Source organism: Sporosarcina sp. P2 (genome assembly GCF_002743255.1).
In the GTDB taxonomy this organism is placed as follows: Bacteria; Bacillota; Bacilli; order Bacillales_A; family Planococcaceae; genus Sporosarcina.
In genome coordinates, this window is record NZ_PDYY01000016.1 from 70,473 (window position 1) to 81,780 (window position 11,308).

Annotated in this window: 16 protein-coding genes; 4 read left to right on the forward strand and 12 right to left on the reverse strand. The window is 40.8% G+C overall.

Annotated features, from left to right (window positions below; all coding sequences use genetic code 11):
* Positions 1-112: 112 nt before the first annotated feature.
* From CSV67_RS16855 to CSV67_RS14990, 5 genes are all read right to left on the reverse strand, one after another.
* Entirely contained in the window at positions 113-262 is a 150-nt protein-coding gene (locus tag CSV67_RS16855; RefSeq protein ID WP_180960147.1) for a hypothetical protein, read from the reverse strand.
* Between the two features lie 388 nt (positions 263-650).
* On the reverse strand, positions 651-2,687 hold the full coding sequence (locus CSV67_RS14975; protein WP_369803194.1) for a TRAP transporter permease: 2,037 nt from the start codon (positions 2,685-2,687) through the stop codon (positions 651-653).
* A complete protein-coding gene (locus CSV67_RS14980; RefSeq protein ID WP_099632404.1) occupies positions 2,677-3,201 on the reverse strand; it encodes a DUF1850 domain-containing protein in 525 nt (174 codons plus the stop codon). The genes CSV67_RS14975 and CSV67_RS14980 overlap by 11 nt, the downstream gene beginning before the upstream one ends.
* A gap of 144 nt (positions 3,202-3,345) precedes the next feature.
* Positions 3,346-4,350, reverse strand: a complete 1,005-nt coding sequence (locus CSV67_RS14985) for a TAXI family TRAP transporter solute-binding subunit (protein ID WP_099632405.1) — start codon at positions 4,348-4,350, stop codon at positions 3,346-3,348.
* Positions 4,351-4,684: 334 nt separating this feature from the next.
* A complete protein-coding gene (locus CSV67_RS14990; RefSeq protein ID WP_099632406.1) occupies positions 4,685-5,239 on the reverse strand; it encodes a phosphatidylglycerophosphatase A family protein in 555 nt (184 codons plus the stop codon).
* Between the two features lie 108 nt (positions 5,240-5,347).
* Here CSV67_RS14990 and CSV67_RS14995 point away from each other — a divergent pair, with 108 nt between their 5' ends.
* From CSV67_RS14995 to CSV67_RS15005, 3 genes are all read left to right on the forward strand, one after another.
* The gene (locus tag CSV67_RS14995) at positions 5,348-6,070 is read left to right on the forward strand and encodes an alpha/beta hydrolase (protein WP_099632407.1); all 723 of its coding nucleotides are present in this window, start codon (positions 5,348-5,350) and stop codon (positions 6,068-6,070) included.
* 88 nt (positions 6,071-6,158) lie between these two features.
* Entirely contained in the window at positions 6,159-6,674 is a 516-nt protein-coding gene (locus tag CSV67_RS15000; RefSeq protein WP_099632408.1) for a YjcG family protein, read from the forward strand.
* On the forward strand, positions 6,643-7,119 hold the full coding sequence (locus tag CSV67_RS15005) for a GNAT family N-acetyltransferase (RefSeq protein WP_099632409.1): 477 nt from the start codon (positions 6,643-6,645) through the stop codon (positions 7,117-7,119). The genes CSV67_RS15000 and CSV67_RS15005 overlap by 32 nt, the downstream gene beginning before the upstream one ends.
* A gap of 54 nt (positions 7,120-7,173) precedes the next feature.
* On the opposite strand, the gene CSV67_RS15010 is transcribed toward CSV67_RS15005, so the two are convergent.
* The 7 genes from CSV67_RS15010 to CSV67_RS15040 form a co-directional block, all read right to left on the reverse strand.
* Positions 7,174-7,482 carry a hypothetical protein gene (locus tag CSV67_RS15010; RefSeq protein WP_099632410.1) on the reverse strand — a complete coding sequence of 103 codons (309 nt, stop codon included), beginning with the start codon at positions 7,480-7,482 and terminating at the stop codon, positions 7,174-7,176.
* Between the two features lie 83 nt (positions 7,483-7,565).
* Positions 7,566-7,820: a stage VI sporulation protein F gene (locus tag CSV67_RS15015; RefSeq protein WP_099632411.1), complete on the reverse strand. Its 255-nt coding sequence runs from the start codon at positions 7,818-7,820 to the stop codon at positions 7,566-7,568.
* A 15-nt stretch (positions 7,821-7,835) separates the two neighbouring features.
* A complete protein-coding gene (locus tag CSV67_RS17060) occupies positions 7,836-7,976 on the reverse strand; it encodes a YjcZ family sporulation protein (protein WP_099632412.1) in 141 nt (46 codons plus the stop codon).
* 71 nt (positions 7,977-8,047) lie between these two features.
* Positions 8,048-8,410, reverse strand: a complete 363-nt coding sequence (spoVAE, locus tag CSV67_RS15025) for a stage V sporulation protein AE (protein WP_099632413.1) — start codon at positions 8,408-8,410, stop codon at positions 8,048-8,050.
* Positions 8,407-9,426 carry a beta-ketoacyl-[acyl-carrier-protein] synthase family protein gene (locus tag CSV67_RS15030; RefSeq protein ID WP_099632414.1) on the reverse strand — a complete coding sequence of 340 codons (1,020 nt, stop codon included), beginning with the start codon at positions 9,424-9,426 and terminating at the stop codon, positions 8,407-8,409. Before CSV67_RS15030 ends, spoVAE begins: the two co-directional genes overlap by 4 nt.
* Complete coding sequence (gene spoVAC, locus CSV67_RS15035; protein ID WP_099632415.1) at positions 9,420-9,875, reverse strand: stage V sporulation protein AC; 456 nt, start codon at positions 9,873-9,875, stop codon at positions 9,420-9,422. Before spoVAC ends, CSV67_RS15030 begins: the two co-directional genes overlap by 7 nt.
* Positions 9,875-10,267 (reverse strand): hypothetical protein, encoded by a 393-nt coding sequence (locus CSV67_RS15040; protein ID WP_099632416.1) that lies wholly within the window; start codon positions 10,265-10,267, stop codon positions 9,875-9,877. The genes spoVAC and CSV67_RS15040 overlap by 1 nt, the downstream gene beginning before the upstream one ends.
* 128 nt (positions 10,268-10,395) lie before the next feature.
* Here CSV67_RS15040 and CSV67_RS15045 point away from each other — a divergent pair, with 128 nt between their 5' ends.
* Positions 10,396-10,968, forward strand: coding sequence for a CotY/CotZ family spore coat protein (locus tag CSV67_RS15045; RefSeq protein ID WP_099632417.1), 573 nt, complete (start codon positions 10,396-10,398; stop codon positions 10,966-10,968).
* The last annotated feature ends 340 nt before the right edge of the window (positions 10,969-11,308 follow it).

An 11,308-nucleotide genomic window follows, 5' to 3' on the forward strand; every position in this document is an offset into this window, starting at 1 on the left:
TTCCTTGTTGTAAACAAAGAAATTAAAAATCGATAATTCTTCTATACCATTAGAAAAATTATCGACTTTTATGGACGTTTATTAGACTATTCAGAGACACTTCTCCCTTCCCTTACTGCATAGGGTTTAATTGTTCTTCTGTTGATTCATTCTCAAAATATAAAAACTCTTCATGATCCAGCTCACTCATACGTTCTTTGTTGAAACCATGTGCCAAGTGCCCTTCAAAAACGTTTTCCCACCATGTCTCTTGTGTACTCATAGTATTTTCTCTCCTTTTTGATTTGATTGGTTTCTGTACCGATCTATATAGTTTATTCGTTATGACTGATTCGCTTATATGTAGTATATACATAACTCGTGTTGGTAAAACTGCGTAATTAGTCCAAAATAATTTGACTGATTTTTGGTCCTTCGGCTTCTTGACTTTTATTTTATCATGTGTTTTAAAATTCAAGTTTCGACGGGAATCCTTATATATAGTAGACCCGTCCTCTAGTAAAAATTCTATTTAGTCTAGTTCTTTTCACCCGACTAGATTTGTAGAGATATAAGAGTGTGAATAAGTTTCTGAAAATTCTTATCTTTTATTTGTAAAATAAAAGACTTGCAAGCTCCATTTCGAGCTGGCAAGTCTTATTAGAAATTATTTAATTTGAAGCCAATGTTGGCGAATTATTTTTCTTATTACCCATCCACTGAGACACCAGCAAGACGATGAATAATACTAAACCGATAATATCTGTGATAGTTTCTGGGTAGATCAACAACATGCCTGTACATATCGTGATGATTCGCAGAATCCAGTTCAGTTTACTATACCAGAAACCAATGATCCCCGCCCCGATTGCGACCATACCAATAATGGCGGTCACAGTCACCCAAACAATCTCTAGTATACTCGAGTCGAGCATCAGCATCGCCGGATTAAAGACGAACATGTACGGGATGATGAATGCAGCAATTGCTAGTTTTGCGGAAGTGACACCAGTCTTGATCGGATCCCCACCTGAAATACCAGAAGCTGCAAAGGCAGCGAGTGCAACAGGCGGTGTGATATCCGCAATGATACCAAAGTAAAATACGAATAAGTGTGCAGAAACCGCCACTACAATCGGCACAGCTGCACCTGTAGGCTCATCTAGCATCAATAATGTAATGATAGCAGGAGCCGCGATTGTAGATGTAATAACATAGTTTGCCGTCGTTGGAGAGCCCATCCCCAAAATGATTGCCGCGAACATCGTGAAAATTAATGTGAGCAAGATGTTACCGCCAGCTGCCGAGATCAAGCCGGTTGCCAAGCTAAGCCCAAGACCCGTCTTGACGACAACACCGACAATAATACCCGCACAAGCTGTTGCAGCTGCTACAGCCAATGCTGTACGGGCACCATCTACTAACGCCTCAATCATATCTTTAAAGCCAATTCTCGTTTCTTTACTAATTGCACTTACTGCAATGGTTAATACGATACCGAGTAAAGCCGCTTTCATCGTCGGAATACCTATTAATAGGAAGACAATAATACCTATAATCGGTAGTAATAAATAAATCTTTTTTAGCGTTTCTTTACGATTAGGAATCTGCGAGGCATCCATTCCTTGCAAACCAACACGCTTTGCTTCGAAATGGGTCATGATCCAAATTCCAGTGAAGTACAACAACGCAGGGATCGCTGCTGCTTTGGCAATTTCCCAATACGTAACGCCGCCGATAAATTCAACCATCAGGAATGCAGCGGCCCCCATGATGGGTGGCATAATCTGCCCACCTGTAGACGCAGCTGCCTCTACTCCGCCTGCGAATTCTTTTCGGTACCCTAGCTTCTTCATCATCGGGATCGTGTACGAACCAGATCCCACGACATTTGCTACAGAACTACCTGAAATTGTACCTTGCAAAGCACTTGAGAAAATAGCGACTTTTGCCGGTCCGCCAGTCAAACGTCCCGCCAATACTACCGCCAAGTCATTAAAGTAGTTACCAACACCAGTCTTTACTAAGAACGCTCCAAACAACAGGAAGACGAATATGAAAGTGGCGGATACACTGATTGGCGTACCGAGAATCCCGTCCGTTGTAAAGAACATGAGTTGAACGAGATTTTCCACACTTTGCCCTCTATGTGCAAGGAACCCTGGGAAATAAGGTCCAAAGAACGCATAAACCAGAAACACTACGGAGATGATTGTGATCGGCATTCCTACCGCACGTCTCGCTGCCTCTAGTGTGAGGAGAACCGCTAAAATACCGATAATTAAATCGACATCGGATACACGCCCCACACGAAATACTAGTTCGTCGATAAATAGTGGCCAGTATAAACCAACTGCTATCGCCAATAAGGATAAAATAATATCATAAAACGGAACTTTGTCACGACGCACACCGATCTTTTTCCTAGCAGGGAACAATAGGAAAATAAGTGATAGAGCAAATCCTAAGTGAATCGATCGCTGGATTTGAGCTGTAAATGGTTTTCCAATCGCTGTATACAGCTGGAAAATTGAAAATGCTAACAAACCGAAAAATACAATCTTCCCGATAAGACCTTTCAGATCTCTCGTATTGGATTCAGGGTCGTACTTTTGAAGAATTTCGAGTTGTTCTTGTTCAGAAAGTGTACCCATTTCTTCATCAGAGATAGCGGGAATATCTTTTTCCCGATCTTTATTATTTTTCATTTAATCTGACTCCTTTTAACATCTTATAATTTGAAACCTTCGCCACATGAAATTCATAAGAATGCCCCTTTTGAAGAAATTCTTTTAGATGATAATCTTGTTGCTCATATCGCAAAGACAGATCTGTATTCACCCTACCTACGTAGAGAACAAACGAGTCTATTACGCGGTTTTCGAATGTAAGCGTATAAACACCATCTTCTACTTGCAGTGTTTCGCCTTCCTCTGCATAACCCGGCAAACCGATGGCTACATCTTCATACTGCATAAATTCGAAACGGAGCTTTCCATTGTCGGTAATGCGATACTGCTCTTTCACATTGGATAAATGGATTGAATGAATATATTGAATTTGAAAATTTCTATTCTCGTGTAATGGAAGATAATACGCTTTTGGTTGTTCGCTCCGAACCTCTTCAAATATGATCATTTGTCTATACGGATAAAACCATACGATCAGCATTACAATTCCAATTAGAAACGTCAGCAGAAGAACGATTTTTCGAGATTTCATCCGCTAAATCCTTTCTGTTTCATTACATATAAACGATAAAATAGTTTATGTATTCCGCTAATTGTTTTTAAAAAAGTAAGAATGGGACGAATAAAGCTTTCGCTTTACCGCCCCCCAATGATTCTATCAGAAAACTTATTCAGTTTATTTGTTCACTTCGTCAAAGTACTTCTGTGCACCTGGGTGTACAGGAATACCAATTCCATTCAAACCGTTTTCTGCTTTAATCAAAGCACCTTTAGCATGTTGGATTTTCGAAGCATTTTCATAAATTGCCTTTGTGATCTGGTAACCAAGTTCTTCAGAGATATCGTTCTGCATCACAAGCATTGCACCTACTGATACTGCAGGTGTCTCTTCTTTGGAACCATAAGTTCCAGCAGGGATTATTTCTTTAGTGTAATATGGATATTTCTCGATTAATTCGTCCGCTTTGTCTTCTTCCACTGGAATAACGAAAACTTCTGAAGTAGCGTTTAGACCTTCAACAGCACCTGTTGGAGTTCCAGCTGTAATGAATGCAGCGTCAATTTGTCCAGCTTGTAGACTTTCTTGTGACTCACCGAAGTCCAAGTTTTGTGCTTTGATATCGCTTAAAGCTAAACCATGGATTTCAAGCAATTGCTCAGCGTTAGCAGCTGTTCCTGAACCTGGCGCTCCTATTGAAATACTTTTGCCTTTTAAGTCTTCAAATGTCTTGATATTGTTTTTCTTCAACGTAACCAATTGAACTGTTTCCGGATAAAGTGCACCAATAGCGGATACGTCGTCAATTACATCCCCATCAAACATCATTTCACCTTTAGAAGCGTAGTATGCGATGTCAGTTTGTACGAATGCAATGTTTGCATCTCCATCTTTAAGTGCTGTCATGTTCGCAGCAGATGCTTGAGATACTTCAGCAGTCGTCTTGATTCCTGTCTCTTCAGTAATGAATTCAGCAAAAGATCCACCTAATGGATAATAAGTACCTTGTGTTCCCCCAGTAAGTAAGCTCAAGAACTTGTAGTCTTGCTCTGTCTTACCTTCATCTTTGTTTCCGTCTGCATCTTTGTTCCCGTCGGCTTTTTCATCGTTACCGCAAGCTGCGAGCACAAGAAGCGCAAGCATGGAAACTAACGCCAGTAGGCGAAGTGAATTTTTCTTCATGTGACCATCTCCCCTTTACATTTTGTAGTCATAGACACTACCATTCTACCATGAAAGCGCTTTAACTTGTCAATATAATAATAATTTATATATTATTTCCTGTTCCTTTTATGCTCTTGACCTCCGTAAATGTATAGCTTTTATCAGGTGTTGCCCCAACACCTATTCCAGCGAAGGCGACTGCCGTGGTAGAGGTAGTGGTTCTAATGGACTCTCCACTCTCACGGCTTACCACATCCTCATAACAGAACCGTAATCCTAGACGCACTGACTAATTTCATCTACAACAAAAAAACTGCTGCTAGAAATGATGATCTAGAGCAGTTCGTTTTAATTATGAGCTCTTGCCATTTTGTACATCTTCAAACGTAAGGCCTGCTTCTTTCAAATCGCGCGTTCTATGCGCAATTCTAGATGCCGCACAAGCCGCCACACTTGCCACTAAATCATCTAAGAACGTATGGATACCAATTCCTTTTTTTGTATCCAATTCGTTGATGATGCCGACTTTATTCTTATCTAAGTGACCGAATGTAGTAACTGCGATTGACCCATACGTGTATACCGCACCCAATGCAATCGTTTCATCCACTCCAAATAACCCCTCGTCTGATTCAACGATTTGCTGAAGCGGTCCCGATAATTGACCTCTTTCAGCAATTTCATCCAATTCAACTCCGACCAATATGGCATGTTGCAATTCACGTTTACGAAGAACGCTTTCTACTGAGTCGATACACTGTTCGAGTGACAAACCTTTGTTATAAGGCACTTGCAGTTCATACACAATTTTTGCAATATCTTCAATCTTAACCCCACGACGGATCAACGCGTCTTTTGTTGCCGCAGTCACAACGTCCGAATGAACAATGTTTTTACCTTCATCCATATTATTTCCCCTCTCTCTCTTCATATGCAATAGTTTTCACTAGCTTTACACTGTTATTTATCGGTATGATATTTAGTAAGTGTACATTAATTATGGAGGTCCTACAAAATGAATCCAGGAAAAATTGAAGAAATTCGTTTTTACAGTAATGAATTACAAGAAGAAATGGAACTATTGATATATTTGCCATCACGCTATTCCCCTTTATACAAACATAATGTCATGCTCGTATCTGATGGCAAAGATTATTTTCAACTCGGACGGATTGGTCGAATTGCCGATGAATTAATGGAAGAAGAAATCATTGAACCGGTCATCATCGTAGGAATCCCATACAAAACGGTGCAAGAACGCAGACGTATGTATCATCCAGAAGGTGATCGACATAAAGCATATATCCGCTTTTTAGCGCACGAGTTAATTCAGTATATTGATGAAACCTACCCAACATACCAAATGGGCTCTTCAAGAATGTTGATGGGCGATTCACTGGCAGCATCGATTTCCTTATTGACCGCTTTAAAATATCCAAACTGCTTTGGAAATGTAGTATTGCATTCACCATTCGTTAATGAACACGTACTCGAAGCAGTTAAAGCCAATCAAACCCCTGCAAACCTTTCTATTTACCATGTGATCGGTGATAAAGAAACTGATGTACCCACAACTGCTGACGGCAGATTGGATTTTCTAACATCTAACCGCGAGCTGCATAAAATCATTAAAGAAAAAAGATTTCCTCACTATTATGAAGAGCTAGATGGAGATCATACATGGAAATCATGGCAACCTGATATTCGCCGTGCGCTGATTGAAATAAATAGCCTTTAGTAATAGAAAGAGACATGTTGGACTATTTTCTGATATACTAAAATAGATGTACCTAAAATTCAGTCAATTCACAAGGAGGCAAACTTAAATGAAATACGGTATTGTTGCATTCCCTTCAAAAAAACTTCAAGATTTAGCAAACGGCTATCGGATGAGATATGATCCGCATTATTCGCTGATCACACCTCATATGACGCTGAAAGATCCATTCGAAGCGAATGACAAGGAAATTGAAGAAGTAGCAAATGCGTTAAAAGAAATTACCATTAAAAACAGCCCTTTTGAGTTGAAAGTTACAAAAGTTGGCTCGTTCGCACCAACGACGAACACGATTTACTTTAAAGTTGTACCGAACGACGAAATTCTCGCGTTGCATAAGGATTTAAATGTAAACTTCTATCACGATGAAAACAATTATGCTTTTGTTCCGCATGTTACAATTGCGCAAAACCTGACTTCTGGTGAACACGATGATGTGATTAACCAAATGAAGATGGTAGGTGTAGACCACACGGAAGTCATCGATCGTATTCATTTACTTTATCAACTAGAAGACGGATCGTGGACAGTCTATGAAACGTTCCGTCTTGATCGTGAGTCTTGATTTGCAGATTACAGTAAAAATCGTCTCAGATGAAAAAGGTCGGCAGGATGCGTATTCCGTCCGCAAGAAAGTTTTTGTGGAAGAACAGGGCGTCCCGCTGATCCTTGAGTTGGACGAACACGATCAAGAAGCTATCCACTTCGTCGTCTACGATGAAGTAGATCAACCAATCGGTGCCGGCCGCATGAGAGGTCTGGTAAATGCACACGGTAAAATAGAGAGAATCTGTATTTTACCTGAACATCGCGGTAAACATCTTGGAAAATTAATTATGAATACATTAGAAGAACATGCACGAAAGAATTCTATGAAAAAACTTATTTTGAATGCGCAATCCTATGCTGTGCCTTTTTACAAAAAGCTAGGCTACGTCGTAACATCGCCCGAATTCATGGACGCTGATATTCCTCATCGCGCCATGGAGAAAAGTTTGTTAAACGACTGATTGCACAGAAAAAATACCCCTTGCCACTCTAGTGGTAAGGGGTATTTCCTTGCGTCAGACATATGCGTTAATCGATTGGCCCTTTCCTACAACTTCTGCAATTTCAGGTGAGAATTGGGCTGGATTTGGCGCAATAAATCCATTTTTAACTAAAGGTTGAGGTGCACGATTTTTCCGTTGTTTCATCTGCTCTTCACGACGTCTTTCCTCATCTGCCAGAACATCTTCCCAATAGCTTGATTCCTCATTTTCCAGACGCACAGGATTTACGCGTCCGATATAAGCAAAATTATGACGTTCGTTATTCATACGTTCTGCATACTGTTGTGCTTGGTAATTTGGTATTGGTAGGATATAACCCATGATGTGCACCCCCTATTAAATATATTTTCATTAGTAGTTTACCCAGTTAGCTAGAAGTATAAACATGTTTTAGTAAGTTTATTTTACTTACCACCTAGCATTTGTGATATGTCGTTTAAATTCAATCCTTTTCCACTTGTCAGGATGGAGTTAACCAGTTCATCTTCTACTGATTGTGGCACGTCTTTTTTAGCTACTTGACTAACTTTTCGAATGATTTTTCTTACTTGTTTTTCATCTTTAAAATCTGCATATTGGATGGCATTCGCTAATGCGAAGACTTCTTCCATCGGCACACCCGTTTTAGATTCTATTTTTTTAAAGAATGAATCGTTCATATTCAGTTCTCCTCCTTAGAAATAGCTTCTGCCTACAATAATCAATAATATAAACAGAACTACAATCAAGACGAATGAAGAACCGCCATATCGTTCGCCACATCCTCCGCCGTATCCGTAACCACCGTGACCTTGAGATGGATAACATCCGTACATGAAAAACCCCTCCTTTCTTTCTTCTCTACTATATGCAGAGGAGAAAGAATTGGAGAGGGCGTTTTGGTAGTTTAAATATTTCCTTTTGAAGTAAAGAGCAATGCACCAATTAGTCCGAAAATAATTGCCGCACTGATTCCCGAACTTGTCACTTCAAACATTCCCGTTACTACACCGACCAAGCCGTGTTTCTCGGCTTCCGCCATCGCGCCATGTGTCAATGCGTTCCCGAATGAAGTAATGGGAATCGTAGCGCCAGCACCAGCAAAATCAATAAACGGTTCATACCAGCCGAAACCATCCAGCACTGATCCTGCTACAACCAATGAACATAATGTGTGAGCAGGCGTTAACTTTGCGACATCCATCAGCAGTTGCCCGATGACACAAATCAAGCCACCCACTATAAATGATGTAATGTATATAGATATCATGGTGCCGTCACCTCTTCCATTGTGAGTTCAATAGCGTGAGCAATACACGGAATTGTATCCCCTTGTTGAAATGACAAAGGGGATAGTAAGGCACCAGTCGCTAGCAATAAAACCCGCTTGTACTCTCCGGTCAGCAATTTTTGATACACATCGGAAAAAAACACCGCTGCTGAACAACCAGATCCACTTGCTCCCGCTTTAAAGGACGGATCATTACCGTAAAATTCTTCTCCGGCATCCCGAAAGTTTTTCGTATGCGGTAAACCATTTTCATTTGCCAACGCTTTAAAGATTTTGAAACCATTACTTCCTAAATCCCCCGTGATGATCGTGTCATAATCATCGACCGTTTTACCATGTCCTGTTAAGTGATTCATCAATGTATCACTGGCTGCTGGAGCCATTGCAGATCCCATATTCAACGGATCCGTCATCCCCATATCTATCACTTTTCCTACAGTGGCACAGTCAATCACTGGGGTGCCTTGTTTATGTTGTCCAATCAATACAGCACCAGCCGCAGTGACCGTCCACTGTGCAGTTGCTCCTTTTTGTGAACCATACTCCACCGGATATCGAAACTGCCGTTCAATTGCATTATGTTGACTAGAAGAACCCGCCACGATCCAGTTTGCATGCTTCGCATCCGCGAGCAATGCCGCTGTAATCATAGATGAAACAGAAGTAGCGCAAGCGGAAAACAGACCAATATACGGAATAGCTAATGCGTGGGCTGTGAAATTAGAAGGTGTCATTTGATTGACTAAGTCACCAGTTAATAAGAAATCAATTTTCTCCGGCTGTTTCTTCGCTTTACTCAGTGCAATCAATACAGCATCATACATTAACTGCTTATGACCGTCTTCGTTCGTCGGCAAATCACAACGCTCATCTTCGTACGATTTGTCGAATTGCTGCGCAAACACACTTTTCTTTTTTTCCAATGGACCTGCCGTTACACCTGTTGCATAAATACTTGGCTTGGAATGAAAGGTTAACACTCCTCGTTTTACCATGAGACCACACCAAATTTCACTAAGATAGTCTTGATCAGCGCTACAACGAAGGCAGAAAAGACACCAAATAAAATAACTGAACCAGCTAGTTTAAACATATTCCCGCCAACACCTAGTACATATCCTTCCGATTTATGTTCAATAGCAGCCGAGACGACGGCATTGCCGAATCCTGTAATCGGTACCGCCGCACCTGCCCCGCCAAATTGGGAAATCTTTTTATATAGTCCAAAACCCGTTAACAACATGGCGATGAAAATCATTGTGGCAACAGTTGGATTACTCGCTGTGCGTTCCGTAAAGTCAAAGTACGTAATATAAAAAAGTGCAATAAATTGGCCAATTAGACATATCAAACCACCAATCAAGAAAGCTTTAATGACATTTTTCATAATGGGTGGTTTAGGTGATAACTCTTTCTCTATTTGGGCATACTTTTCCTGTTGCATTAGGTTTGCTCCTTTTCGATTGATTTGATTTTATCAATTTTCTTTCGATAATTTTTCTCACTTTTTTTATTGATCAGCTTCTCCGTTTCCAATAAGATTTTACTATCTGCCGACACTGTGACCTTTAAGTCAGGATACTCACGTTCCAATTTTTTTTGAATTTTGTTGGCAATAGCTTTCTTTTGAAATCGGGAAAACGTATTGACACGAATCCCTGCTAGCAACTCATCTTCATATAGCAGTACCTTTGCTAGTTTGACATGTTCATTACTCATTAAAACTTTCTCTAATGAACGCTCATCGTACGGAGTAGTATTTTTAATATACGTTCCTTTCTCACTACAACCAGTGAGTAGACCAAGAATAAGTAATAATATACTCAGCTTCTTCAAATGCGACGCCTCCCTTCTGTCTAGCATGTATCTTTTATGTCGGATTTATGCATATTGAGGAAAGCGCCCTGTCATGTCGATTACCCATGCATAAAGTATAGAGAACGACAAACAGGAGGTGGACAGTAGTGGGATGTGAAAAAAAAGACAGCAAACATGATGGCTGTCATAAGTCGAATTGTATTTGTGAAGTAGTACGCTTTATCCAACGCGTCCAGAATACGTGTCCGGAAGTGGATTGTGTAGAGTGTGATACAGATTGTTTCATGGCGCCGCTTGGCAGTTTGGTTAGCCCGGTTAGAGGCCGCGTCAACACACGCGTGTTCAGTTTGCTGACGGGTAATGGGGACTATTTCAAGGCCGTATTTAGAGGTGGTAAACGGAAGCATTATCCTAAAATGACAGCAGAAGAGACACTAGCTAATCATAAATCGACACATCATAAGCATACGAGCTGTGTTTCCGTATTTTTCCGTGTACAGACCGTGTTTGATTCTTGCTGTGCTACCATTCAAGTATTGCAGCCTTTGTATAACGGACACCCGTTTGATATTACGACGGACGGAAAAATCTGTTATGAAAAAATTTGTAAGGTGAATGGTTTTGGACCTACGAATACATGCTTGACGGTTGATTTGAGCTGCTTCTGCGGCATTCAGTGTATCGATGATGTGTTTATCGATTTCTGCGATGAAGATTGATTTGTTTCTTGCAATGCTAAATGGCGAACCCTGCAGTAATAGGGTTCGTCTTTTTTGATGTAGCAAAAGAAATGTATGGAATGCAGGAGCGTCGTTGAACTACCTTTCAGGTGAACGCTTTCTACATCAACGAAAAAACAAGAGGCTTGGACAAAACTTAAAAAACAGTCCGTTCCCCAACGCTACAAAAGGCGCGCTTTCCGCGGGGCGCGCTTGAGCCTCCTCGTCGCTAAGTGCAAATACATGCTCTTAACGCTCCGCTTTTAATCGCAAAAGCCGTCCTTCGTAACGGCTCTCGCTACCTGCGGGGTCTCAACATTCGCGCTGAATCCCGCAGGAG